General features: G+C 52.0%; 24 protein-coding genes. 8 read left to right on the forward strand and 16 right to left on the reverse strand.

The window, feature by feature from the left end:
- Positions 1-145: 145 nt before the first annotated feature.
- Together HNQ92_RS01985 and HNQ92_RS01990 are read left to right on the forward strand one after the other, a co-directional pair.
- Positions 146-682: a DUF2975 domain-containing protein gene (locus tag HNQ92_RS01985; RefSeq protein WP_184170119.1), complete on the forward strand. Its 537-nt coding sequence runs from the start codon at positions 146-148 to the stop codon at positions 680-682.
- Between the two features lie 3 nt (positions 683-685).
- Positions 686-913, forward strand: coding sequence for a helix-turn-helix domain-containing protein (locus tag HNQ92_RS01990; RefSeq protein WP_184170122.1), 228 nt, complete (start codon positions 686-688; stop codon positions 911-913).
- A 212-nt stretch (positions 914-1,125) separates the two neighbouring features.
- Here the strand turns inward: HNQ92_RS01990 and HNQ92_RS01995 are convergent, their stop codons facing one another.
- The 9 genes from HNQ92_RS01995 to HNQ92_RS02035 all read right to left on the reverse strand — a co-directional run bounded on the left by HNQ92_RS01995 (position 1,126) and on the right by HNQ92_RS02035 (position 8,345).
- Positions 1,126-1,869 carry a tetratricopeptide repeat protein gene (locus HNQ92_RS01995; RefSeq protein ID WP_184170126.1) on the reverse strand — a complete coding sequence of 248 codons (744 nt, stop codon included), beginning with the start codon at positions 1,867-1,869 and terminating at the stop codon, positions 1,126-1,128.
- Positions 1,870-1,941: 72 nt separating this feature from the next.
- A complete protein-coding gene (locus HNQ92_RS02000) occupies positions 1,942-3,273 on the reverse strand; it encodes a DEAD/DEAH box helicase (protein WP_184170129.1) in 1,332 nt (443 codons plus the stop codon).
- Positions 3,274-3,353: 80 nt separating this feature from the next.
- The gene (locus HNQ92_RS02005) at positions 3,354-3,581 is read right to left on the reverse strand and encodes a helix-turn-helix domain-containing protein (RefSeq protein WP_184170132.1); all 228 of its coding nucleotides are present in this window, start codon (positions 3,579-3,581) and stop codon (positions 3,354-3,356) included.
- Positions 3,582-3,583: 2 nt separating this feature from the next.
- Positions 3,584-4,126 (reverse strand): DUF2975 domain-containing protein, encoded by a 543-nt coding sequence (locus HNQ92_RS02010; RefSeq protein ID WP_184170135.1) that lies wholly within the window; start codon positions 4,124-4,126, stop codon positions 3,584-3,586.
- Between the two features lie 79 nt (positions 4,127-4,205).
- On the reverse strand, positions 4,206-4,748 hold the full coding sequence (locus tag HNQ92_RS02015) for a DUF2975 domain-containing protein (protein ID WP_184170139.1): 543 nt from the start codon (positions 4,746-4,748) through the stop codon (positions 4,206-4,208).
- Positions 4,749-4,826: 78 nt separating this feature from the next.
- Complete coding sequence (locus tag HNQ92_RS02020; protein ID WP_184170142.1) at positions 4,827-5,363, reverse strand: DUF2975 domain-containing protein; 537 nt, start codon at positions 5,361-5,363, stop codon at positions 4,827-4,829.
- A 170-nt stretch (positions 5,364-5,533) separates the two neighbouring features.
- Entirely contained in the window at positions 5,534-6,532 is a 999-nt protein-coding gene (gene fbp, locus HNQ92_RS02025; protein WP_184170145.1) for a class 1 fructose-bisphosphatase, read from the reverse strand.
- Between the two features lie 136 nt (positions 6,533-6,668).
- Positions 6,669-7,547, reverse strand: a complete 879-nt coding sequence (locus HNQ92_RS02030; RefSeq protein WP_184170148.1) for a fructosamine kinase family protein — start codon at positions 7,545-7,547, stop codon at positions 6,669-6,671.
- Between the two features lie 27 nt (positions 7,548-7,574).
- Positions 7,575-8,345 carry a hypothetical protein gene (locus tag HNQ92_RS02035; RefSeq protein ID WP_184170151.1) on the reverse strand — a complete coding sequence of 257 codons (771 nt, stop codon included), beginning with the start codon at positions 8,343-8,345 and terminating at the stop codon, positions 7,575-7,577.
- 247 nt (positions 8,346-8,592) lie between these two features.
- Between HNQ92_RS02035 and HNQ92_RS02040 the strand changes: the two genes are divergently transcribed.
- Positions 8,593-9,780 carry an FG-GAP repeat domain-containing protein gene (locus tag HNQ92_RS02040; RefSeq protein WP_184170154.1) on the forward strand — a complete coding sequence of 396 codons (1,188 nt, stop codon included), beginning with the start codon at positions 8,593-8,595 and terminating at the stop codon, positions 9,778-9,780.
- Positions 9,781-10,114: 334 nt separating this feature from the next.
- Here the strand turns inward: HNQ92_RS02040 and HNQ92_RS02045 are convergent, their stop codons facing one another.
- From HNQ92_RS02045 to HNQ92_RS02060, 4 genes are all read right to left on the reverse strand, one after another.
- Positions 10,115-10,546 (reverse strand): energy transducer TonB, encoded by a 432-nt coding sequence (locus HNQ92_RS02045; RefSeq protein WP_184170157.1) that lies wholly within the window; start codon positions 10,544-10,546, stop codon positions 10,115-10,117.
- Positions 10,547-11,147: 601 nt separating this feature from the next.
- Positions 11,148-11,516: a helix-turn-helix domain-containing protein gene (locus HNQ92_RS02050; RefSeq protein ID WP_184170160.1), complete on the reverse strand. Its 369-nt coding sequence runs from the start codon at positions 11,514-11,516 to the stop codon at positions 11,148-11,150.
- A 12-nt stretch (positions 11,517-11,528) separates the two neighbouring features.
- Complete coding sequence (locus tag HNQ92_RS02055; protein WP_184170163.1) at positions 11,529-11,825, reverse strand: type II toxin-antitoxin system HigB family toxin; 297 nt, start codon at positions 11,823-11,825, stop codon at positions 11,529-11,531.
- A gap of 192 nt (positions 11,826-12,017) precedes the next feature.
- Positions 12,018-14,645, reverse strand: a complete 2,628-nt coding sequence (locus HNQ92_RS02060; protein ID WP_184170166.1) for a valine--tRNA ligase — start codon at positions 14,643-14,645, stop codon at positions 12,018-12,020.
- Between the two features lie 260 nt (positions 14,646-14,905).
- Between HNQ92_RS02060 and HNQ92_RS02065 the strand changes: the two genes are divergently transcribed.
- Positions 14,906-15,925, forward strand: coding sequence for an alpha/beta hydrolase (locus HNQ92_RS02065; protein WP_184170169.1), 1,020 nt, complete (start codon positions 14,906-14,908; stop codon positions 15,923-15,925).
- Here HNQ92_RS02065 and HNQ92_RS02070 read toward each other — a convergent pair.
- Positions 15,894-16,097, reverse strand: coding sequence for a hypothetical protein (locus HNQ92_RS02070; protein WP_184170173.1), 204 nt, complete (start codon positions 16,095-16,097; stop codon positions 15,894-15,896). The two genes, HNQ92_RS02065 and HNQ92_RS02070, sit on opposite strands and share 32 nt — an antisense overlap.
- Here HNQ92_RS02070 and HNQ92_RS02075 point away from each other — a divergent pair.
- Positions 16,096-16,917, forward strand: a complete 822-nt coding sequence (locus HNQ92_RS02075; protein WP_184170176.1) for an enoyl-ACP reductase FabI — start codon at positions 16,096-16,098, stop codon at positions 16,915-16,917. The genes HNQ92_RS02070 and HNQ92_RS02075 overlap by 2 nt on opposite strands.
- 241 nt (positions 16,918-17,158) lie before the next feature.
- Positions 17,159-17,941: a hypothetical protein gene (locus HNQ92_RS02080; RefSeq protein ID WP_184170179.1), complete on the forward strand. Its 783-nt coding sequence runs from the start codon at positions 17,159-17,161 to the stop codon at positions 17,939-17,941.
- Positions 17,942-17,986: 45 nt separating this feature from the next.
- Here the strand turns inward: HNQ92_RS02080 and HNQ92_RS02085 are convergent, their stop codons facing one another.
- Together HNQ92_RS02085 and HNQ92_RS02090 are read right to left on the reverse strand one after the other, a co-directional pair.
- Positions 17,987-19,030 (reverse strand): class I SAM-dependent methyltransferase, encoded by a 1,044-nt coding sequence (locus HNQ92_RS02085; RefSeq protein WP_184170182.1) that lies wholly within the window; start codon positions 19,028-19,030, stop codon positions 17,987-17,989.
- Entirely contained in the window at positions 19,030-20,571 is a 1,542-nt protein-coding gene (locus HNQ92_RS02090) for a YifB family Mg chelatase-like AAA ATPase (protein ID WP_184170185.1), read from the reverse strand. Before HNQ92_RS02090 ends, HNQ92_RS02085 begins: the two co-directional genes overlap by 1 nt.
- Positions 20,572-20,863: 292 nt before the next feature.
- On the opposite strand from HNQ92_RS02090, the gene HNQ92_RS02095 reads away from it, so the two are divergent.
- Positions 20,864-21,202: a PadR family transcriptional regulator gene (locus tag HNQ92_RS02095; protein ID WP_184170188.1), complete on the forward strand. Its 339-nt coding sequence runs from the start codon at positions 20,864-20,866 to the stop codon at positions 21,200-21,202.
- Entirely contained in the window at positions 21,199-23,814 is a 2,616-nt protein-coding gene (locus HNQ92_RS02100) for an ABC transporter permease (RefSeq protein WP_184170191.1), read from the forward strand. The genes HNQ92_RS02095 and HNQ92_RS02100 overlap by 4 nt, the downstream gene beginning before the upstream one ends.
- Position 23,815 lies beyond the last annotated feature (1 nt).

A 23,815-nucleotide genomic window follows, 5' to 3' on the forward strand; every position in this document is an offset into this window, starting at 1 on the left:
TCCATTTACTACCCAATCTGAGCTCATCAATACCCTTGTAAAGGTACCTCGGCTATGCGACGAATATTTTTTGAATAAAAATCAATATTTATTGTTTATCAATAAATATTAGTACCTTTGACCATCCATTTAAATGTTAACAACGATGTCAAAGACAAACAACTTCGTATTTTGGGGCTTATATAGTGTGGCTTGGGTCATTTTTGTCGGCTTGTCCATTGAAGCCGGAGGCTTACTAGTCAATTTCTTTTTCAGCTTGTATAAGCCTGAATTTGTCCAAAATCTTTATCAAAAGTTGGACTTACTGGACATGTATGAAGCTAGTCAAGGGGCTTTTTTCGGTATGTATAGCTTTATTCTAACCCTTTCTATTTTAAAAGCGTACCTATTTTATATAGTGATCAGCCTGATGCACACCATGGATTTGTCAAAACCGTTCAGCACTTTTGTTGCGAGACAAATTTCACAAATTAGTTATTACACCCTTTCCATTGGGCTGTTGAGTTACATCGCCAGACAGTTCGCTAAAAACTTAATGCATCATGGTTTAGTTACCGACCACGTAAACCCGTTTTGGGTTGACAGCCAGGCCTTTATTTTGATGGGGGCTGTCATCTATATTATTGCAACTATTTTCAAAAAAGGCGTAGCTATCCAAAGCGAAAACGATTTAACGGTTTAAGCGATGGGCATTGTTGTGAATTTAGACGTTGTGATGGCTAAACGAAAAATGTCGCTAAATGAACTTTCAGACAAAGTTGGTTTGACGTTATCAAACCTCTCCATACTAAAGACCGGTAAAGCCAAGGCCATCCGATTTAGTACTTTAGAAACAATCTGTAGTGTATTGGATTGCCAGCCAGGGGATATTTTAGAATATGTTCGTGACGAGCCAAAAGAAACGGACCGTTAGTTGCCGTTTTGCAAAAAGCGGAGTTTCCTGCTTCCAGGAAAGCGAGGTAGTAAATTCAGGCATTGTCCTTTTGATGAAGTTTAGCGCTGGGAATCCCCACCTTCACACATGCGCTTTTTTTCTGGCGAATAGTTTGCGCGCAGGTACCTAGAAGTACCGTGTGGCTTCCTGTGCAGCATCTTTTTCAAAAAGGGTACGTTAGGGGATTAACTTTACTTAAAGAATCCCTGCGGGTCGGGGAATTTGGCGCGGAGCAACTCGATGTACTCAAAATTCATCGCGGAAAAATTGATCTTCCGCCCCTCGTGCAAGTGCTCCCAGGCTTTGGGGTAGTCTTGACGGTAGTAGGCGATGAGCGAGAGATTATAGTGGGTTTGAGCGTAAGTCGAGTCCAGCGACACGGCGTGCTCAAGTACCTTTTGGGCTTCTTCCAGGTCGTTGGTGTCGTTTATTTCGGCGTAGTGCTTAAGCTCAATGGTGGCAAGGTCCACCAGCAGCGCTACGTTATCGGGCGACAAATCCACGCCTTTGCGCAACATGCGTTCGGCGTCTTCGAGTTTATTTTTCTGGTACGAAACTACCCCCAGGCCCCAGTAAGCATCCACGTTTTTGTCGTTGAGCAGGTACGCCAGATTGAAACGGTAACAGGCCGTATCGAGCTGGCCTTCCTGCAGGTACTCCCAGCCGCGGGCCGTAAAAAACTGGCTGGCTTCGTCGCGGCTGCCAAAGCTTTTGTCGCATTCGTTCAGGAAGCGAATTTCCTTGTCGATCTGTTCGGGAGTTTTGCGTTGTTCGCCAAAAAGCGGCAAAACCTGGCGTTCGGCCAGGCTTAGTGGCTTTACCTGCGACACGTTGGTGTCCAGCGTACGGCCACTGCTGACCAGCTGCACGCCTTGGGCCAGGCTCCACAGGGGAGCGAAAAACGTCAGGAAAAGGTGAAGTGGTACGTTCTTCATAAAAGAAAATAACAGAGCATGAGGTTGGTTGCGTGTGCCATCTAAAACGTAGGAGGTGAGGATCTTATTGTACTAGCGTTTGGGGCGCTTACGGGCTTTGTGGTTTTTATCGGAGCCTTTCTTTTTAGGGGCTGGCGCGGGGCGTTTTTTCTTTTCGTGAAAAGCGCCCTTGAAGTCGGGGTCTTCCCGCTTCCGCTGGTCGTCGATTTCCCGGAGCTGATCCTGCCGCTCGTCGAAGGGCGTAGGTACTTGTTCGAGCTCATCGGGCAGGTCCACGCGCGGAATTTGCATCCGGATCAGCTGCTCTATTTTCTCAATGTGGTATTCGTCGGCCTCCGTCATGAAGGTGATGGCCTCGCCGGTGCGGTTGGCGCGTCCCGTACGCCCGATCCGGTGCACGTAGTCTTCGTAGATAAGCGGTACGTCAAAGTTGATTACGTGGCTCACTTCGCTGATGTCGATGCCGCGCGAGGCTACGTCGGTCGCTACCAGTACCCGCACGTTGCCCTCGCGGAAGGCGTCCATGGCGTTCAGGCGGGTGTTTTGGCCCTTGTTGGCGTGGATCACCCGGATTTCCCCCTCGGCTACCACTTTCCGTTCCAAAAATTTGTATACGTTGTCGGCTACTTCCCGGCTGCGCACAAAGATCAGCACGCGGTTGTAGTCGGTTTCGTTCCGAAAGAGCAGCTCCAGCAGGTTGAGCTTGGTTCTAAAATTAGGTAGTTCATAAAGGCGCTGCGTCACCATTTCGGCCGTGGTGGCGGAGGGCGTTACTTCCACGCGCATCGGGAACTCTAGAAACTCGTGCGAAAGCCGCTCCACTTTTTCGTGAAAAGTAGCCGAGAAAAGCAGGTTTTGTCGCTTGCGGGGCAGGATTTCTAGCAGGCTGCGGATCTGCGGCATAAAGCCCATGTCCATCATTTTGTCGGCCTCGTCGAGGACCATCGTCTGGATGTGCTTGACGGTGATTTCGCCTTTGAGATAAATATCCATAAAGCGTCGGGGGGTACTTACCACAATGTCGACGCCCCGCCGGATGGCCTCGATCTGGGCCTTGGGGCCGGTACCTCCGTAGAGCGATACCGTCCGGATGTCGGTGTAGAGGCTCAGCTCCTCGATGGCCCGGGTTATCTGGATCACCAGCTCGCGGGTAGGGGCCAGAATGAGCGCCCGCGGGTGCTCGTCGTGCGCGTACTTGATCTTCATGAGCAGCGGTAGCACGAAGGCGGCGGTCTTGCCGGTGCCCGTTTGGGCGATGCCCAGTACGTCGTGGCCCGCCAGGGCGAGCGGTACCGCCTGCTGCTGAATGGGCGTGGGCTCTTCGTAGCCCGCGTCGTCGATGGCGTTGATTAGCTGGCGGTTGAGCTTGAATTGCTCGAACGGATGGGTAGCAGTGGGTTCCATGCCACAAAGGTACTAAAACTATTGCACCTTCGGGTTTTTCAGAAAAAAGCAAAGGTACCTGAGGCCCGCCCAAAGTACCTTTAGGCGGGTACGGGCTCGGCTACGTCCGGTACGTACTCCAGAATATCGCCGGGCTGGCAGTCCAGCGCGGCACAGATCGCCTCCAGCGTCGAGAAGCGGATCGCCTTGGCCTTGCCGGTTTTCAGGATGGAGAGGTTGGCCATCGTGATATCCACCTTTTCGGCCAGCTCAGTGAGCGACATCTTACGCCGGGCCATCATCACGTCCACATTGACTACAATACCCATCGCTAGATCGTCAGTTCGTTTTCCTGCTGCAGCTCCACGCCCCGCTTGAATAGTTGCGACATCACGTACACTACCCCGGCGTAGAGCAAGTACGAGGCGTCGCTATCAAATTTGAAGAAGCTACTCGCCAGAAGAGGAGCCATGCCTTCAATTCCTGCGATTTGCTGTAGAACGTACTCACTGGTAAAGTTAAGAAAAGATATAGTGACCAGCACATGCCCGACGTTCACGAGCTTCGAGGCGATGGGTTTGGTAAAAGGGGTACTTAAAGAAATTTTCCCCAAGATATCCGCCATATTTTTCCAAAGTAAAAACTTAACAATGGCCAGCAAAATCGTTAGACACAAAAGCTGGAAGTACAGTTCGGGGTGGTCAATTCGTAGATCGTAAAGAGGGATATTAATCTTATTGTGCGGGGAAGGGGTATCGGGCAGATAGAAATTAGTTACAAAGATTCCCGCCTGTACAAGTACCCCAATAATGGCTCCTACGTACATGATACGGGCCAGCCATTTAAAAAGACTTAGTATATCTTCCGTTTTCATTTTATTTGCTCATTAGTTTGGTTCAATACTTATGATTAGTTCGGACTTAAAAGCGAAAGAAAGTACCTTATTCCCATCGCTAGATCGTCAGCTCGTTTTCCTGCTGCAGCTCCACACCCCGCTTGAATATTTTTGAAATAACGTACACTACCCCGGCGTAGAGCAAGTACGAGGCGTCGCTATTCAAGTTAAACAGCCGGTTATGCGTAAGGCTTTTTACATCCATTACCTGCGTGATGTTTTCCAGGCTGAGGTTGGCCAGGAAGCTAATCAAGCAAATGATGACCAGCAAGTTGCCTACGTTTTCGAGCTTGGAGGCCACGGGACTGGTAAAGGGATTGGTCATTTTAATGTTTTCTAATACGTCCGTAATGTTTTTCCACAGAAGCAGTTTGAGGACGGCTATTAGTAGCGTAAAACCCAAGAAGAAAAAGTACTGCTGCGGATGATGAGTTCGGAAGCGCTGAAGCGGCTCGGCTGCCTCGTTTTGCGCCGCCATCCAGCTGGGGAGGTCAAACGCATGGATAGAAATAGCCAATAATAAAAGTACCCAGACCAAAGTACCCAGATACAACACGCGGGCTACCCATTTAAAAACTGCCAGTATATCTTTCGTTTTCATTTTTCGTGCTCATTCATTTTTTCTAATTGCTTTTTCTCCACCTTTATAAAGGAAGCGTAAAGTACCCCCTTCCGGGCGTTAGATCGTCAGTTCGTTCTCTTGCTGTAGCTCCACGCCCCGCTTGAATACTTGCGAAATGACGTACACCAGCGCCGCCGCCAGGAGGTACATTCCGCGGGCGTCAAAGCCCAGGAGATCGGCATCGATGCCATCAAGCGCCTGCCCTAAACTTGAGAAGTGCTTTTTGAGGTAGTGGCGGAAATTCAAGCCTATAAAGCTGATGATCCAGATCGTCAACAGCAGGTACCCGGTTTTTTCCAGCATCCGGGCTATGTCCATGGTGAAGGGGTTGCTGATGGTAATACGAGTCAGCACGTCCTTTACCCTTTTCCATAGGTTTACGTACAACATCACGACGGTAAATGACAGAGAAAAGGCGAGTACAAAGAGCAACAGCCCCTGGGGCTGCGCGAGCAGGTTGCCCGGTGTGGTACCTTCTTTAGACAACAGAAGGCCTACAAAAAAGCCTACCTGAACCAAGGCCCGTACGATGGCCCCGATGTAGATCCACCAGGATACCACGCGCAGGATTCTCAAGATTCGTTCCGTTCTCATCTTGCTACTAAGGTTAAATTTGATGGAGCAAAGATGGATAAATTTATCGTAAAACAATAAATAATTTTCTATAAACGGCTATTTTTTGTTTTGAGAAATAAAAAAAGTACCCTGAGCGTAGCAAGCGCTGCCCAGGGTACTTGGGTGGTCGTAGAGGTACTTTGGCGGGGTTAGAGCCGCGCCGTGATGTCATCCACCATGCGGGCCGAGCCGACGTAGAAAGGTGTGCGCTGGTGCAGCGCGCTGGGCTCGATGTCCAGCACGTCGCCGTAGCCGTCGGAAGCCTTAGCGCCCGACTGCTCCGCTATGAGCGCCAACGGGTAGCATTCGTACAGCAGCCGCAGCTTGCCCTTTGGCTCGGCCTGGGTAGGGGGATATAGGTAAATACCGCCCTTGAACATGTTGCGGTGAAAGTCGGCCACGAGCGAGCCAATGTAGCGCGCCGAGTAGCCCCGCTGGCGGCTGTCGAGGAGGTACTCCTGCACGGCCGGTTGGTAGCTGTTGTAGTAGCCATCGTTGATGGAGTAGATGCTGCCGTCTTGCGGGCAACGGATATTCTTATGCGATAAAATAAACTCGCCCAGGGAGTGGTCGTAGGTGAAGCCGTTGACGCCACAGCCCGTAGAAAACACCAGCATGGTAGACGAGCCGTACAGAATGTACCCTGCCCCCACCTGCTTGCGCCCGCCCTGCATAAAATCGGCCAGGGTAGCGGGGGTACCTACGGGCGTAACACGGCGGTAAATCGAGAAGATGGTACCTATAGACACGTTGACGTCGATGTTGGAAGAGCCGTCGAGCGGGTCCATGGCCACCACGTACTTGCCTTTGTCGTTGCCGGTGTACAGGATATCCTCGTCCTCTTCCGAGATGATGGCGCACACCTCGCCGCCATTCTTGAGCGCCCGGATAAACCGGATGTTGGCCACCACATCCAGCTTTTGTTGATTTTCGCCCTGGATGTTGGACGTTCCGTGGGCACCCGTCACGTCTACCAGCCCGGCTTTGTTGACCTCGCGGTCAATGATTTTCCCCGCCAAAGCAATGTCCCGGAGTAGCTGCGAGAGCTCGCCCGTGGCGTAAGGGAAGGCGCTTTGGCTGCGCATAATGAAGCGATCGAGGGTTACGCCTACGGGTAAGGCCAGGTCATGTTCGGTTTTGGCGGTCATGCTACAGCTACGTTGAGTGGGTAGTTGGATCTAGGACAAGTTAATACTACCAAGGTACGTAGTGTATAAGAAAAGTGCAAATTTATTTTCAGTAAAAAAACCAAAACCAGAAGAGTGAAACTTACTTTTATCCAACCTAAAAACGATTAACTACCCGCTCCACAGCACTCACGTAGCTTTTCCCAAACAGGTTGACATGCACCAGCAGCGGATACAAATTATAAAGCGGGATGCGCTCCTTAAAACCCGGCTCCACCGGAAGTACCTCAAAGTACCTTTGGTAAAAAGCGCCGTCGAACCCACCAAATAGCTTGGTAAAAGCCATTTCGGCCTCGCGGAGCCCGTAGTAAGGAGCGGGGTCCACCAGCGCAGCCCGGCCCGCGGTATCCACAATTACATTGCCCGACCACAAATCGCCGTGCAGCAGGGCGGGAGTTTCCGGAGGCAATAGATCAGGAAGTACCTGGTAGAGCTTTTCGAAGCGGTCGTAAAGTACCTTTGAGATCAGGTTATTGTACAAGGCTAATCCTGCCTGTGGTTTTAGTCTGTTTTCTATAAAAAATTCAATACCATCGTTCAATAGTGCATTGCGTTGGGGCAGTGCGCCGAGGTAGTTGTCGAAGGACAGCCCGAACGACGCCTGCGTATGCTGGTGCAGCTGCGCGAGCGCTTCGCCGAAAGCCGGCCAGTATTCGGGCCGGTGGCGCGCGGGCTCGATGTACTCAAGTACCAAGTAAGCTTTGCCCGAAAAAGTACCTTGGCCAAGTACCTCCGGGATGCTGAAAGTACCCGTTTGCCGAAGTACCTCCAGACCCTGCGCTTCGGTCAGGAACATATCCAGGCGGTCGGCGTCGTTCCATTTAATAAAAAAAGTACCCAGCGACGACCCCGCCCGCACGGCCATATTGATGCTCCCGCCCGGCAGCAGCCGGACGTCCAGCGCCAGGGGTACTTGTCCGAAGGTTTGGAACAGCATCCCTTCGACGAGCTGGATTTCGGCTTGTCCGGTGTGCATGGCGCTACGTTTTTTGGCTTCCTTTAACTACTCAAAAGGGTACTTTACACCGGCGGGTAGGGGCTCCACGGCTACTTTCATCCATTTGCCTTCTACCTTGATGACCACGATGTTGTTGTCTTTGTCGTAAAACATCGTGCCGTCGCCGCTGTTTTTCAATTCTTTGAAATTGACGTACTTGGCGTCTTCGGCGTATTCGCGTTCGGCGTCGGCCTTTACCTCTTCCGTCCGGATGTCGGCCCGGCCCACGTTGCCCAGCGTGAGCGCGTTGGTAAGCCGCAGCGAGCCGTAAAAAATGGCCTTGTCACGACCAAACAAAAACGAATGCTGACGCACGTCGGAGCCTAGCCGAAACCAGTTGTAGGCGGCTTCGGAGTGGTCATAGACGGTACTATAGTAGTAGGCTTCGGCCACGGGGCGGCCCTCTTCCTCGTGCTTGTTGACGAGCATCGTGATGCGCGACTTGTCGTCGCGGGCGTAGCCTTCAAAAACGTGGTAGCCCCAGCGTTTGCGGTTGCGTTCGTTTTCGTTGCCCCGCACCTGGATCATGTACGGGGTACTTAGGATGCCGTCCACGGTGGTATACATGGGCGTAAGCTGCGGATTGAACCCAAAATGGTAGCCGCGGTCTTTCCAGCGGTGCCAGGTACTGTCCACGTCCGACCGCAACTCCAGCCGCTTCCGCTCCGACGGCTCCGAGCCGGGAAGTAGTTTAAGGTAGGAGGAGGCGTCCGAGGTACTTTGGGCGCTGGCCAGGGTACTTAGCGCCAGTAGGGCCAGGGTAAGTAGTTGTTTCATGAAGGTAGTTTAGCAAGTAGCGTTTTTCCTGTAAAGAAACTAAAAAGGCCGATGGCCTGATTAAAGAACAAGAAGTAGTTTACCTAACGGGGATGGTAAGAGTGAATTATTCCAATAAAAGTAAAAGAGGTGATGGGTGTGCTTACTCATAAATAAGGCCGTACGCTCAAGCTACAGAAACCAAATATGTACTATGCAAAGCGCATTGCGAAACATAAGGTACCTTACAATAACGCTGCTTCTGAGTTTGCGCTTAGGATTGGTGATCAGCTACGGTCAATCCCAGCCCTGGCCGCGTCACACCATCGACTCCTCTTCCAGTGGGGCCGATGGCATCAAAATGGCCGATATGAATGGCGACGGGTTATGGGATATTGTCACGGGATGGGAAGAAGGTAGCCTCACCCGGCTGTACCTTCATCCGGGATTGAGTAAGGTAAAAGAACCCTGGCCCGCCGTGACGGTAGGTACCACGCCCGACGTAGAAGATGCCGTTTTTGCGGATTTGGATGGCGACGGCAAGCCGGAAATTATTAGCTGCACAGAAGGCCACACTGAGAAGATCTATGTGCACTGGTCGCTTTCTGGAAATCTACTGGACCCGAAGCAGTGGCGGCAGGAGGTACTTCCGGCTTCGGTTGGTAAAATGATGTGGATGTACGCACAGCCAATAAATCTTGACGGTAAAAACGGGGTAGATTTGGTGGTAGGTGGTAAGGGTCCCAAAGCCGAGGTAGGCTGGTTTGAGTCGCCGAAAGATCCCAAAAACCTGGCGGCCTGGACTTGGCATACCATCACCCCTGCTGGCTGGATCATGTCCATTTTGTTTCGGGATATGGACGGCGACGGCGATACCGACCTCGTCATTACGGACCGGCGGGGGGACCGGAGGGGATGTCGCTGGTTGGAAAACCCCGGCTTGGGCAAGACTCAGAAAGCTCCCTGGTCCAGCCATATGATCGGGGCAGCCGGACTGGAAGTGATGTTTATGACCATGGCCGATACGGACGGCGATGGGGTAGAGGAAGTAGTCATTACGGAAAAAACGCACCGAACCATCCGGATTTTTGAACGCCAGGATGCAGGCGGTCGCTCTTGGCGGGAAACGACACGGCTTGCCGTGCCCGATGATTTCGGCAGCCCCAAGTCCGTTGAAGTAGGCGATATGGACGGTGATGGCGTGGCGGATCTGGTCTACAGTACCGAAACCCAGGGGCTCGAAAAGAATGGCCTTGCCTGGATCAGTGGGAAAGACCTTGACCAACCTGGCGCGCCCTTCCGCAGTATTTCGGGTGTGCATAGCGCCAAGTATGACAAAGTAGTATTGCTGGATGTCGATCAGGACGGTGACCTGGATGTGTTGATCTGTGAAGAAAACTTTGGCGAAGACAGCCAAGGGCTGGGCGTAATCTGGTACGAAAATCCGCATCGGTAATCGAATGAAGGTACTTTAAATGGCCTATTCAACCAGCTAAGAATCATATAAGCAACGGCTAATCCTTACTCATGGTCATAACTGACAGCTTCCGCCAAGGTACTTAGCGTCAATAGAACCAAGGTAGGTATTTCATAAAAGTAAGGTAGTTTAGAATAGCGTTTGAAGAAGGTTTTTACAAGGAAAGCAAAAAACGTCGGCCGATTTGGCTGACGTTTTTTGAGTAGATAGATGTTTTACGAAGTAACATGGAAGCTTAAAACATGTACTAAAAGAGTAGTAACTATGAACAGTAGTTTGAGAATAAACTATATATAAAAAAAGATTACAAGGGCTACTCAAAATATAAATTATAAACCATTTTAAAATGAACCCAGACAGGGAGGCCGTCTTTGTAAGCAGGCTTCCAAGCAGGTGAACTTTCAAATACCCTTTTAAGCTCTGCCGTTGTTTCCTCTTTTGCTTTAATTTCTAAAGTATTATCTATATTCTTTTTGTTAAAGTACATTTTCCCGAAATCAAGAGAGTCTACTTTAATCTTTCCATTATTATCGATAACAAAATTTACTTCGACTGATCCTTGATACGCAGCTTTGACTGCTGATTTAGGGTACTTAAAATTCTTGCCTATATATTTATAGAATTGTTGTGCCCCTCCAGGGAATTCCGGTAATGTTTCATGGGTAACTGTTTGACTGCTTGTGTGCTGAGCCCTAGTAAAAAAGCTAAAAACCAAAAGTAAGGCGAAGGTAAGGTATAATTTCATGAGTTAAAGTAAGCCGTTGTTTGTATTTTTAAATAATCCAATTTACTCAAATATAAGGTCACTATCTTTTAATGGTTGAACGTGGGGTTTATTATAAAGAAATCCGAAGATTAAACTTGAAAATTTGTCAAAGTTATCAGCATTGGTTTGCTGTATTTTCCTGTCACAGAATGTTGTATTAGTGACCTCTTTTCTCTTTCCCTTGTACGTGACAATAATAGTTGTTGAAAAACTAGGCAATGTGCCGCTACTAAATATTCGGCATTCAAACTCGTTAGGAAAGCTTAGAAAATCAATTTTCACAAAGGCGGCATAAATTCTTTGCTATTTCTGCCTCGCTCAGAGGTGCCTTAACCGTAGAATCCCCGCCTGTGTAGCTCCTTTTGTAAATTCCATTGGATGAATCGTAACGATCCAATTTGCCGATAACTTTAAAGGAAGAATCATTCGGCATTTCTTTGTCATAGGAGGGTGAACTACAATTTGTTAAAATAGCTAAAAGCGATATGATTAGGAAAGTAAAAGGTGTATGGAGCCTTGGTTTCATTCGGAAGTTATTTAATCAGAAAAAAACACAAAGAATACAAGAGCTATTATACTTCTATTCAGCTAGCTGATAATCTTTAACTAAGACAGTGGCCGATAGATTCAGCCGAACGGCCAAATTTCGAATCATCTCTACGGTCAATTTCCTCTTTCGGCTCAGAACTTCCGATACCCGACTTTTACCGCCCATTTCCTGGATTAAATCCTTTTGTTTCAATTGCATTTCTTCCATCCTTATTTTGATGGCCTCAATAGGGTCAGGCGCTTCAATAGGATAGTACTTTTTTTCGTACTCGTCTATTAGTAATCCCAGAAGATCGGCTTCATCGCTTTCGGGCGTACCGACCGGAGCGTTAAAAATGGCTTCTAACCTGTCCAGGGCCTGTTGGTATTCCGCTTCGGTTCTGATCAATTTAATATTCATAACTATCTTATTCTAAATAGTATTCGCGTTGATTTTATCATAGTCGGTGTGGGTGCCGATAAAACGAATAAAAATCCATTGCTTCTCAAAGTTAAACTTCGCCACTAACCGGTACGTATTTCCTTTTATGTTAAAAACGATTCTACCATCTTTCAAAATACTTGCATTGGCGTAGGTACTTTTTACCTCATTCGGGTTTTTCCAATTGGCGCTCATGGCGGTATCGTACCAGGTCTTGAGGTACTGCTCCGAATCGACATGTTTCTCCCAAAATTCTCTCAGAGTCTTTTTTGCAAATATTCTTTCCATGCCTATTTTTTCAACCTACTAAGGTATCCAAAAAGTTCTATATATGGGAACATGTAGTCTAATGATTTTTTCGAAGTACAGTGCATTGGGTTGCTAAGTAGCTCCTTTATCCACATACCTCCTGGTGTAAACCTAAAAAAGCGGAGACAGGTACCTGTCTCCGCTTTTTGCAAGAATAAAACAAAGGTACCTTTACCCCAGCCGCGCCAGCGCTTCCCGAATGGTGGCGATTTTGGCTTCGGCGTCGGCCTGTTTTTGGCGCTCTTTTTCTACTACGTCGCCTTTGGCGTTTTGTACGAAGCGCTCGTTGGATAGTTTTTTCATGACCGAGTTCAAGAAGCCTTCGGTGTATTCCAGCTCCTTTTGCAGATTTTCGCGCTCAGCTTCTACGTCGATTTCTCCGGCCAGGTTGATGAAGAACTCATCCGACCGCACCAGAAACGACATGCCTTCTACCTGCTCGCTGACGTACTCAAGGGCGGCTACGTTGGCCAGCTTTCGCAGTAGTCCTTCCAGCGGCTGGTACTGCTCGGGTGCGTCGGTTTTGATGGCCAGCGGGAGCTCCAGCTTGGGGCTAAGGCCCTTGGTATTGCGCAGGTTACGGATGGCCGAAACTACCTCCGCAAGTACCTCAAACTGGCCCAGCAGAGTACTATCGATGCTCCCCGGACGAGGATAATCGGCCACGCAGACGGACTCGGAGGTACCTCGCTCACGGATGTTCTGCCAGATCTCCTCCGTAATGAAGGGCATGAACGGGTGCGTGAGCCGCATGAGGCGGTCGAAAAAGTCGAGCGTGGCCTCGTAGGTACCGGGGTCGATGGGCTGCTCGTAGCCGGGCTTGATCATCTCGAGGTAGTTGGAGCAGAAATCGTCCCAGATGAGCTTGTACACGGCATTGAGCGCATCCGAAATCCGGAACTTCGTGAAGAGGTCAAGTACCTCCGTCAGGGCCAGGTTGAGCCGCGACTCAAACCACGCTACGGCCTGCTGCGACGAACCAGGCTGAGGTACCTGGGCGCTCACTTCCCAGCCTTTGACGAGCCGGAAGGCGTTCCAGATTTTGTTGCAGAAATTACGGCCCTGCTCCACGAGCTTCTCGTCGAAGGGTAGATCGTTGCCCGCGGGCGAGCTAAAGAGCATGCCCGTCCGGACGCCATCGGCGCCGTACTGCTCGATCAGAATCAGCGGGTCGGGCGAGTTACCGAGCGACTTCGACATCTTGCGGCCCAGTTTGTCGCGCACGATGCCGGTCAGGTACACGTTTTTGAACGGATAAGTACCCCGGTACTCATAGCCGGCCACGATCATCCGCATGACCCAGAAGAACAAAATCTCGGGGGCCGTGACGAGGTCGTTGGTGGGGTAATAGTACTTGATGTCGTCGTTGTCGGGCTCCTTAATTCCGTTGAACACCGAGATGGGCCACAGCCAGGACGAAAACCAAGTGTCTAGTACGTCGTCGTCCTGCCGGATGTCTTCCTCGGTGAGGGCAAAGAGTTGGTACTCGTGCTGGGCTTTGCGCAAAGCCTCGCGCTTGCTGCGGGCCACGATCACGGTGCCGTCCTGAAGGTAGTAAGCCGGGATGCGGTGCCCCCACCAGAGCTGCCGACTGATGTTCCAGTCGCGGATGTTTTCCATCCAGTGGCGGTAGGTATTCTTAAACTTGGGCGGAATGAGCTGCACGGTGTCGTTCAGCACGTTGTCGAGGGCGGGCTTGCCCAGGCGCTCCATGCGCAGGAACCACTGCTCCGACAGCCGCGGCTCCACCACGGCATTGGTACGTTCCGAGTGGCCCACATTGGATTTGTACTCTTCCACCTTCTCCAGGTTTCCTGCTTCTTCGAGTAGCTTCAGGATTTTCTTCCGGGCCACGAAGCGGTCTTCGCCCACCAGGATTTGCGCCTTTTCGTTCAGGGTACCGTCTTCGTTGAGCAGGTCGATGATGGGCAGATTGTGCTTTTTACCGAGCTCGTAGTCGTTGGTATCGTGGGCAGGCGTTACCTTGAGGCAGCCGGTTCCGAACTCCATCTCTACGTACTCGTCGGCAATGATAGGGATCGCCCGGTTGATCAATGGGATAAGTACCTGCTGCCCGACCAAGTGCTGGTAGCGCTCATCGGCCGGGTTCACGCAGATGGCCACGTCGGCCATGATGGTTTCGGGGCGGGTGGTGGCAATGGTGAGGGCTTCTGACTCGGAGTCCACTAGGGGGTACTTGAGGTACACCAGCTTCTGATTGACCTCTTTGGCAATCACCTCCTCGTCGGAGAGCGTCGTGCGCGCCTGCGGGTCCCAGTTGACCATGCGGTGGCCCCGGTAAATATCTCCTTTTTCGTACAAATCAATAAAGACCTCAATGACGGCGTCGTAGAGGCTAGGCTCCATGGTGAAGCGCGTGCGGTCCCAGTCACAGGAGGCGCCCAGCTTGCGGAGCTGCTGCAGGATTATGCCGCCGTACTTGTGGGTCCATTCCCAGCAGTAGGTTATAAACTCCTCGCGGCTCAGGTCTTTTTTGTTAATCCCTTTTTCCTTGAGCATCGCTACTACCTTGGCTTCGGTAGCAATGGACGCGTGGTCGGTACCGGGTACCCAGCAGGCTTCTTTGCCCTCCATGCGGGCTTTGCGTACCAGAATATCCTGAATGGTATTATTAAGCATGTGCCCCATGTGAAGTACCCCCGTGACGTTGGGCGGCGGAATCACGATGGTGTAGGGCTCCTTGTCGGGATTGGGCTGGGAACTGAAGTACCTGTGCTCCATCCAGTAGGCGTACCACTTGTCTTCTATCTCTTGAGGGCTGTACGTTTTGGAAATCATATATGCTGACTAAATCCGGTAACATGACGAAATAAAGCCGGTTCGGCAGGGACCAAAGGCTCGTTTGGAGGGCAAAGATAGGGAAAAGGGAGACGTGATAGAATCTGGATTTACCAACTACTCCAAAAGCGTGCGTGGATCAAGACGACGGGGAAATATCGTCCAGACCTTTTTCTGGTGGTACAGTCGCTTTGCCCGTTTTGCAATACACCCCCAAAACCGTACCTTCGACTGCAAGTACCTATAAACCCTTCAACCTCATGAAAAAAATCCTCCTTTGGCTCCTGGGCCTGGTCGTTGTGTTGGCGGTTGTTTACGCCGCCGGGCCGCAGGTACCTGAAGCCAGCCTTGACCCAACGCTGCCTGCTGTGACGACAAACCTGTCGCAGCTAGAGGCAGAAATCGCTCAATCGGAAGCGGCGGTACCGGATCTCAAAACCAACAATGAAGCCCGGATCATCTGGGCGGATTCGTCCAGGAAAGAAAAAACACCCTACAGTATCGTGTACATCCACGGCTTCGGGGCCAGCTGGGCCGAGGGCGACCCGGTGCATCGTAATCTGGCTCAGCGGTACGGTGCCAACCTGTACCTGGCGCGCCTGCACGACGCGGGCATTGCCGATACCAACGCCTTCGACGACCTCACCCCCGAGAACTTCCTGGCCGGAGCCAAGCGCGCGCTGGCCATCGGGAAGGTACTTGGCGACAGCGTGATCGTGATGGGTACTTCGGCGGGCGGGTTGCTCACGGTGTACCTGGCCGCGCACCAGCCCGGCCTGAAGGGCATTGTGCTGTACTCGCCCTGCATGGCGATAGCTACCCCGGCTATGAAGCTGGTCACGGGCCCCTGGGGGCGGCAGATCCTGCACGCCGTCGCGGGCGACTACCGCAAAAGTAGCCACGCCCCGGAGCTGGAGCGCTCGCACTACTGGCTGCGTAGCTACGTGTCGGATGGGCTCATTACCCTCCAGCAGGTGATCGACGCCGTGGCGCAGCCGGAGGTGTACCAGCGGGTGAAGGTACCCGTCTTTCTGGGGTATTACTACAAAAATGACGACGAGCAGGACCAGGTCGTGTCGGTGAAAGCCATGCAGGAGATGTTCCCGCAGCTGGGTACTTCCCGCGCCCAAAAAGTGGAGATGGCCTTTCCCGACACGGGCGACCACGTGATTGCGTCGCACTTTGCGTCGCAGGATTATGAGGGCGTAGAGGCGGCTACGGCGCAGTTTTTTGACCAGGTACTTCGGCTCAAGCCAGTCGTAGCCACGCAAGTACCCTAAGGTACCTGCCCACCAGCGGGAGGAAAACGCCGGAGGTTTCCTGCCGGAGTGAGGTAGTCAAATGTAGTTTTACCAACCAAAAATGCTTTACTTTGCCCCGCTGAAAACGATCATTAACCAGTAGGTACTTTTCGCTGACACCGGGGTACTTGTTACAAAAATTTACAATCATGGCTTACGGTTTACTTAAAGGAAAAAGAGGCATTATATCAGGCGCACTGGACGAAAACTCCATTGCTTGGAAAGTAGCGCTTAAAGCAAAAGAAGAAGGGGCCACCTTCACGCTCACCAACGCGCCCATTGCCATGCGCATGGGGGCCATCAATCAGCTGGCCGAAAGCTGCGAGGCGGAGATTATCCCGGCCGATGCTACCTCGGTGGAAGATCTGGAAAACCTGTACAGCAAATCCATCGAAACGCTGGGTGGCAAGATCGACTTTGTGCTGCATTCGATCGGCATGAGCCCTAATATCCGCAAAGGCCGCGACTACGGCCACCTCAACTACGACTGGTACGTGAAGAGCCTGGACGTGTCGGCGCTGTCGCTACACAAGATGCTGCACGTAGCCGAAAAGCTCGACGCCATCAACGAATGGGGCTCGGTAGTGGGGCTGTCGTACATTGCCGCGCAGCGTTCGTACCCGTTTTATACCGACATGGCCGACGCTAAGGCGGTCCTTGAGAGCATCGCGCGCAACTACGGCTTCCGCTACGGCAAGGCCAAAAACGTGCGGGTCAATACCATTTCGCAGTCGCCCACGCGCACCACGGCGGGCTCGGGCATTGGCGGCTTTGAGTCGTTCTACGCCTTTGCCGACAAGATGAGCCCGCTCGGCAACGCTTCGGCCGAAGACTGCGCCAGCTACGTCATTACGCTTTTCTCGGATCTGACGCGCATGGTCACCATGCAAAATCTCTTCCACGACGGCGGGTACTCCAGCACGGGTATCTCCGAGGAACTGATGCAGATGATCCAGCAACAGCAGCAGTAGGTGCGGCTGGGTACTTTAGTTTTTAATTACGAAAAGTACCTGCTTGCTTCTCTTCCAGATCCCCCTCGGTCGGCACCGGCCGGAGGGGGATTTTTTTCTGTTTCCGCCCTTCTTCCGTGTACTAATTAAACCACTTGTCCGTTTGTGCGTTGTGTATAGTACGTAATCTGAGTAGATTCGCTCGGTCTACGATTCATCCACCACGTATTGTTGTCTATCTATCTATATCCTTGTGTTTCTCATGTTATCGCACAATCGTCTGAAGCATGCCACGCTCTGGGGGGTACTTTTGCTGCTATCGGCCTGCGGCCGGGAAGCGGAGCAAACCAAAGCCCTGCCCGATGCGCCCATTTATACGCTGGTGTTTTTGGATAAAACCCAAAGCGTGAATGTCAACAAAAACTTTGTGAACGAAAAGTACCGCCAGGCCCTGACGGAGATAGTGGAGCAGAACATGAGGAACAAGGGAGATAAGCTGGAGGTGTACTTCATTCACGAAAATACGTCCAAAGCGCGGGCACTCTCGCTGACGGTGCGCTCCGAAAAGGAAGGGATCGAGTACGCCAACGCCACCGACCGCGAAGCCATCGAAACCAACTTTCAGCTGGCCCTACAGCGGGAAAAAGGGATTTTCCTGCGGCAGGCTCTAACGAAGCTCAACCAGCAAAATACCGGTGGCTCCAACCAGTGGACGGATGTGTGGGGTAGTTTGCCGGTCATTGCCAAGGCCGCCGAAAGCGGAGCCGAAGTACGGGTGTACTACTTCAGCGATATGATCGAAAGCATGCGAGGGGCGGATCGACGGGATTTTCACCAATCGCCACCCATTACCGACGCCGTTGCGGAGCAGTACGCCCAGGCCGACGCCAAGAAGCTGGAGCAAAATGCCATTGGCTCGCCGCAGGTCACCATCGTGTCGCCCTTTGAGCCTACGGCTTCTACCAAAGAAAACAATCCCCACGTAGCGCACTACTGGCAAATCCTCTTTCAGGAACTCGGCGGCGTGAGTGTGGAGGAGTTGTAGGGGGTACTTTTGAAGTACCTTTCTATCAAGAGTAAATTTCTTTATTTACTTTTTTCCCACAACCTGGTACCTGCCCGGAATGGCCTGGTAGCCAAGTACCTCGTAGGGTTTTAGGCCCGCGGCCCGGTACCAATCGTGAATCTCTTCAATGGACCAATTGCCGGAGGTACTCGTCAGGCCAAAAAACAGATCCGTGCTGCTACCTACCAGCTCGGGCTTGGCGGCGGGGTCGGGCCGGAGGAATTCGTTGATGATAAACACCCCGCCCGGCCGGAGCGCCCGCGCCACTTTCTGCGTGACTTCCCGGTTTTGCGCCTCCGTGAGGTGGTGCGCCACGCTGGACATCAGCACCAGGTCATAGGTACTTTCGCCAAGTTCGGTAGTCAGGATGTTCCCGACCTGGTGCTGCACCCGCTCGCCCATGCCCTGCGCCGCCAGCAGCGGGGCGGCCTGCGCTACGGCACCGGGCAGGTCCAGAATAACCGACCGCAGGCGGGGGTACTTTCGGCACAGCGCCACCGAGTGCAGCCCGTGCGCCCCGCCGATGTCGAGCATGTGGGTGGCATTTTTGGGAAGGGGTACTTTGCGCGCAAATTCCCCGGCTTCCGAAATAGCGCCGCCGTGCATGGCCTTTTGGTACAGCGCCCATTCTTCCGCGTTGAGGTGCTCGTGGTACTGGAGGCCTTCGCCGGTTTCAAGGTACTTTCCCATTCGCTCCAGCCAGGGCCATACCACCCGGTTGTTATAAACCGCCAAATCCCGTACGGTATCTTTGCTTTCGCGAAGTACCCACTTGCGCGTCATACGGGTGAGGGAATAGTGGCCTTTCTGAAAACGGAGGTACTTTACCGAAGTGAGCACGCCCAGCAGCTGCGTGGTGGCCTGCACGTGCAGCTGGCAGGCCTCCGCTACGGCTTGGGCCGTGGTATGTCCCTGCGCAATGGCCTCAAAAATGCCCCGGTCGGTGGCTTCCAGTACCGCCCTGCTCACCACTGGAAGTACCTGCGCGTGCAGCAGCGGCAAGGGTACCAGGTTGAGCCGCAGGGCCAGCCATTCCAGTAGGTTTTCGGGAAATACGCGTAGTTGCATCAGCCAGCCCAGTTTTCGCGGTCGAGGCTGCGGTACTGGATCGCCTCGGCCAGGTGTTCAATCCTGATTTCGTCGCTGTCGGCCAGGTCGGCAATGGTGCGCGACACCTTCAGGATGCGGTCGTAGGCGCGGGCGGAGAGGCCCAGCCGCTCCATCGCCGTGCGCAGCAAGGCTTTGCCCGCCTCGCCGATCTGACAAATTTCCTTGACCATTTCGGGGGGCATCATGGCGTTGGAGTAAATACCTGGGTGATCTTTGAAGCGCGCCGTCTGGTGCTCACGGGCCTTGATGACCCGCTCCCGGATCTGCTCGCTGCTTTCGGATTTGCGCGTGGAGCTGATCTGGTCGAACGACACGGGCGTCACCTCCACGTGCAGGTCGATGCGGTCCAGGAGCGGACCGCTGATCTTGTTGAGGTACTTTTGCACGACCCCCGGCCCGCATACGCATTCCTTTTCGGGGTGGTTGTAGTAGCCGCAGGGGCAGGGGTTCATGCTGGCTATGAGCATGAAGTTGGAAGGAAACTCCACCGCCATTTTGGCCCGCGAAATACTCACCTTGCGCTCTTCCAGGGGCTGGCGCATCACCTCTAGTACGGTTCGTTTAAATTCCGGGAGTTCGTCCAGAAAAAGTACCCCATTATGGGCCAGGGATATTTCGCCCGGCTGCGGAAAACTACCTCCGCCCACCAGCGCGGCGTCACTGATGGAGTGGTGCGGGGCCCGAAAAGGCCGCCGCGAAACCAGCGTAGCGCGGCTGCCCAACTTGCCCGCCACGGAGTGGATCTTGGTGGTTTCGAGGGCTTCCTGTAAGCTAATGGGCGGCAGGATGGACGGCAGCCGCTTGGCGAGCATGGTTTTGCCCGCGCCCGGCGGACCGATCATGATGGCGTTGTGCCCGCCCGCCGCCGTAATTTCCAGCGCGCGCTTGATGTTTTCCTGCCCTTGTACGTGCGCAAAGTCGGCGTCGTAGTCGTTTTGGGTACTTAAAAAAATATCGCGGGTGTCTACTACCAGCGGTTCAATGTCTTTTTTACCTTCAAAAAATTCTACCGCATCTTGCATAGTCTCTACCGGAATTACGTCCAGTTTATTCACGATGGCGGCCTCACGGGCGTTTTCGAGGGGTAGTACAAAGCCCTTGAAGCCCTGCTTGCGTGCCTCGATGGCAATGGGAAGTACCCCTTTGATGGGCCGTAGCTTGCCGTCGAGCGAGAGCTCGCCCATGATGATGTACTCTTCCAGGTTGCGTTCCGCCGTCATTTGCTCCGACGACTGCAACACGCAGAGGGCAATGGGTAGGTCATAGGCTGAGCCTTCCTTCCGGATGTCGGCCGGAGCCAGGTTCACTACGACCTTTTGGCGGGGCATGCGGTAATCGAAAAATTTGAGCGATGCCTCCACCCGCTGCTCGCTCTCCTTCACGGCGCTGTCGGGTAGGCCCACCATGAAAAAGCGCAAGCCCTGCACCACTGTTACCTCAATGGTAATCAGGGTGGCGTTCACTCCATAAACGGCACTTCCAAACGTTTTGGCCAGCATTGATCTGAATCTACGGGTAGCTAATGGTACTTTTTGCTAAGAATTTATTCCAAAACTACTGGAAATAACCGTACCACACCTACTGCCAGCCGAAAACAATAGATCAGGTACTCGCGCAAACAAAGTACCCGTAGCAGGTGACCGCTCCGTTCGCTTCTGTACGTCCACTGTTCATTTTCGAACAGTTATTTATTTCTTGTTTATAAATAAGTACTTAATATATAGAGAGTTAAATCTCTTATAAGTGCGCGGCATGTTATTTTATCTACAAATATTGAATTAATAAAGTACCATGAGACGAAACTACCTCGGAGAATTCGAAGAGCTGGTGCTGCTTACCGTAGCGGTACTGCACGAAGGTGCCTACGGCGTAGCCATTGCCGACGAGCTGGAAAGGCAAACGGGCCGCTCCGTGAGCCTGAGTGCGGTGCACGCGGCCTTGCACCGGTTGGAAGAAAAAGCCATGCTAAATTCCCGACTGGGCGAGGCCACCGCCGAACGCGGCGGACGACGCAAGCGGCTCTTTACGGTGACGGCGCTGGGAAGCCGTACGTTGCAGAGTATTCGGGAAACGCGCAACCGCCTCTGGGATTCCATTTCGCCCCAGGCTCTACCCGCCCTAGGCTTATGAAACCCCCGCGCTGGGCCGACCGCCTGCTGGAGCGCTTCTGTGCACCGCACTTGCTGGAAGAGATCCAGGGGGATCTGCACGAGCGCTTCGAGCGCCGCCGGGTACTTTTTGGGGAGCGTGCGGCCCGGCGGCAGTACATCTGGGAGGTACTTGGGTTTCTGCGGCCTTTTGCCTTGAAACGAAAAAGGAATACTACTTCTACCACTTATCTAGTTAGTCCTATGATGCTCCAAAATTATTTCAAAATTGCTTTCCGGAACCTTGTGAGGCACAAGGGGTACTCAGCCATCAATATTGTAGGCTTAGCGGTAGGTATGGCCGTAGCGATGCTTATCGGTCTGTGGGTATGGGATGAGCTGTCCTACAACAAGTACCATCAGAACTACGAGCGCATTGCCAAAGTGATGCAACGCGGCACGTTTAACGGGGAAGTTTTTAATGGAGATTTTCTACCGCTTCCGCTAGGAACAGAACTTCGCACTTCGTTTTCTAAAGATTTTGAACACGTAATGATGTCGTCCTGGCCGGGCGAGCATATTTTGTCCTACGGTGACAAGAAATTTACTAAAACGGGGCGATACCTAAGTCCGGCCGCACCCGATATGCTTACGCTCAACATGCTTGCAGGTACCCGGGCGGGCCTGCAAGACCCAGCCTCCATTTTACTATCCAAATCCGTGGCTCAGACCTTGTTTGGAGAGGGAGATCCCGTGGGTGAAATTATGAAGATAGATAATAAGCTGGACGTTAAAGTAACCGGCGTGTACGAAGATCTTCCCTTCAATACTGAGTTTCGGGAACTGACTTTTATTGCGCCCTGGGACCTATACGTTTCGTCGGAAGAATGGGTAAAACAGGCGCAGGACAATGCCGAGTGGAACAATAACTCTTGGCATATTCTGGCGCAGATTGCTCCTAACACAAATTTTGAGGCGGTATCGACTAAAATTAAAGACCTCAAATTAAAGCATGCTCCTGAAGTAGCTTTTGTGAAGCCCGAGATTTTTTTGCATCCCATGAGTCGCTGGCACTTATACGACAGTTGGGATAAAGCGGGGAAGGTAAGCGGTCGTATTCAGTACGTTTGGCTATTTGGAATTATCGGGGTATTTGTGCTGCTGCTGGCCTGCATCAACTTCATGAACCTCTCAACGGCACGCTCCGAAAAACGGGCTAAAGAAGTAGGCATTCGCAAAGCCGTTGGCTCGGTCAGGACTCAGCTTATTAGTCAGTTTTTGAGTGAATCACTGCTGGTGGTTACGGTTGCCTTTGTATTGTCATTGTTGTTGGTGTGGCTTATATTACCATTCTTTAATGAAGTAGCGGATAAGGAAATAGCCGTATTATGGACCAATCCCGTTTTTTGGTTATTTGGAATCGGTTTCAGTCTGTTTACTGGATTATTGGCGGGAAGTTATCCGGCATTTTACCTGTCTTCTTTCCAGCCGGTAAAAGTACTCAAAGGTACCTTCAGAATAGGGCGCTTTGCTTCCATGCCCCGTAAGGTGCTGGTAGTGGTTCAATTTACAGTTTCGGTAACGCTTATCATTGGTACCGTCCTGGTTTTTCGGCAGATTCAATACGCTAAAAATCGTCCAATTGGGTATGACCGAAACGGTTTGATTACCGTTGCTATGAATACGCCCGAATTATACGGACGTTACAATGCCTTACGTAGTGAACTGCTACAAACGGGGGCGGTTATAGAGATGTCCACCTCGTCTACTCCGGCTACCCATTTGCTTTCTAAAAACGGCGGATTCGAGTGGGAAGGAAAAGATCCCAATCTAAAAGCGCAATTTGGTACCGTAGCCGTGACTCACGATTTTGGCAAAACGGTTGGTTGGCAATTCGTAGAAGGGCGTGACTTTTCTCGGCAGTTTTCCACCGATTCGTCGGGGATGGTCCTGAACGAAACGGCCGCCCGGTACATGGGGATCAAAGATCCGGTGGGAAAAACGATTAAATGGGATGGACGGTCTTTCCACGTAGTGGGAGTGGTTAAAGATATGGTGATGGAATCTCCTTTCGAACCGGCTTTTCAGACTGTATTTATGCTGAATTACGATTGGGCCAGCGTTATCAACATTAAACTAAATCCTACCCTCAGTATCAGCGAATCCCTAGCTAAAATTGAAACCATTTTCCGCACCTTCAATCCCGGCAGCCCGTTTGATTACAAATTCTCAGATCAGCAATACGCCCTGAAATTTGCTGCCGAAGAGCGTATCGGAAAGTTGGCAGCAGTATTTGCTGTATTGGCCATTTTCATTAGTTGCTTGGGACTTTTCGGGTTGGCCTCGTTCGTAGCTGAGCAGCGTACAAAAGAAATTGGCATTCGGAAGGTGCTGGGAGCTACCGTGTTTAACCTCTGGCAGTTGTTGTCCAAGGACTTTGTATTTCTGGTGTTAATTGCTTTCGTGATGGCGGCACCCTTGGCCTACTACTTTCTGAACGGCTGGTTGCAGAAGTATACGTACCGTACCGAGATCTCCTGGTGGATTTTTGCCGCTACCGGGGCGAGCGCGTTGCTTATTACCTTGCTCACGGTGAGCTTTCAGGCCATTAAAGCTGCCCTGATGAACCCGGTGAAGACGCTGAAAACGGAGTAAG

It is taken from the genome of Rhabdobacter roseus, from assembly GCF_014202275.1.
Taxonomy (GTDB): Bacteria; Bacteroidota; Bacteroidia; order Cytophagales; family Spirosomataceae; genus Rhabdobacter; species Rhabdobacter roseus.

Bases quoted from the DNA above. Each gene is read 5' to 3' on its own strand.
- HNQ92_RS01985 (WP_184170119.1), top strand. From the start codon at position 146: ATGTCAAAGACAAACAACTTCGTATTTTGGGGCTTATATAGTGTGGCT.
- HNQ92_RS01990 (WP_184170122.1), top strand. From the start codon at position 686: ATGGGCATTGTTGTGAATTTAGACGTTGTGATGGCTAAACGAAAAATG.
- HNQ92_RS01995 (WP_184170126.1), bottom strand. From the start codon at position 1,869: ATGAAGAACGTACCACTTCACCTTTTCCTGACGTTTTTCGCTCCCCTG.
- HNQ92_RS02000 (WP_184170129.1), bottom strand. From the start codon at position 3,273: ATGGAACCCACTGCTACCCATCCGTTCGAGCAATTCAAGCTCAACCGC.
- HNQ92_RS02005 (WP_184170132.1), bottom strand. From the start codon at position 3,581: ATGGGTATTGTAGTCAATGTGGACGTGATGATGGCCCGGCGTAAGATG.
- HNQ92_RS02010 (WP_184170135.1), bottom strand. From the start codon at position 4,126: ATGAAAACGGAAGATATACTAAGTCTTTTTAAATGGCTGGCCCGTATC.
- HNQ92_RS02015 (WP_184170139.1), bottom strand. From the start codon at position 4,748: ATGAAAACGAAAGATATACTGGCAGTTTTTAAATGGGTAGCCCGCGTG.
- HNQ92_RS02020 (WP_184170142.1), bottom strand. From the start codon at position 5,363: ATGAGAACGGAACGAATCTTGAGAATCCTGCGCGTGGTATCCTGGTGG.
- fbp (WP_184170145.1), bottom strand. From the start codon at position 6,532: ATGACCGCCAAAACCGAACATGACCTGGCCTTACCCGTAGGCGTAACC.
- HNQ92_RS02030 (WP_184170148.1), bottom strand. From the start codon at position 7,547: ATGCACACCGGACAAGCCGAAATCCAGCTCGTCGAAGGGATGCTGTTC.
- HNQ92_RS02035 (WP_184170151.1), bottom strand. From the start codon at position 8,345: ATGAAACAACTACTTACCCTGGCCCTACTGGCGCTAAGTACCCTGGCC.
- HNQ92_RS02045 (WP_184170157.1), bottom strand. From the start codon at position 10,546: ATGAAATTATACCTTACCTTCGCCTTACTTTTGGTTTTTAGCTTTTTT.
- HNQ92_RS02050 (WP_184170160.1), bottom strand. From the start codon at position 11,516: ATGAATATTAAATTGATCAGAACCGAAGCGGAATACCAACAGGCCCTG.
- HNQ92_RS02055 (WP_184170163.1), bottom strand. From the start codon at position 11,825: ATGGAAAGAATATTTGCAAAAAAGACTCTGAGAGAATTTTGGGAGAAA.
- HNQ92_RS02060 (WP_184170166.1), bottom strand. From the start codon at position 14,645: ATGATTTCCAAAACGTACAGCCCTCAAGAGATAGAAGACAAGTGGTAC.
- HNQ92_RS02065 (WP_184170169.1), top strand. From the start codon at position 14,906: ATGAAAAAAATCCTCCTTTGGCTCCTGGGCCTGGTCGTTGTGTTGGCG.
- HNQ92_RS02075 (WP_184170176.1), top strand. From the start codon at position 16,096: ATGGCTTACGGTTTACTTAAAGGAAAAAGAGGCATTATATCAGGCGCA.
- HNQ92_RS02070 (WP_184170173.1), bottom strand. From the start codon at position 16,097: ATGATTGTAAATTTTTGTAACAAGTACCCCGGTGTCAGCGAAAAGTAC.
- HNQ92_RS02080 (WP_184170179.1), top strand. From the start codon at position 17,159: ATGTTATCGCACAATCGTCTGAAGCATGCCACGCTCTGGGGGGTACTT.
- HNQ92_RS02085 (WP_184170182.1), bottom strand. From the start codon at position 19,030: ATGCAACTACGCGTATTTCCCGAAAACCTACTGGAATGGCTGGCCCTG.
- HNQ92_RS02090 (WP_184170185.1), bottom strand. From the start codon at position 20,571: ATGCTGGCCAAAACGTTTGGAAGTGCCGTTTATGGAGTGAACGCCACC.
- HNQ92_RS02095 (WP_184170188.1), top strand. From the start codon at position 20,864: ATGAGACGAAACTACCTCGGAGAATTCGAAGAGCTGGTGCTGCTTACC.
- HNQ92_RS02100 (WP_184170191.1), top strand. From the start codon at position 21,199: ATGAAACCCCCGCGCTGGGCCGACCGCCTGCTGGAGCGCTTCTGTGCA.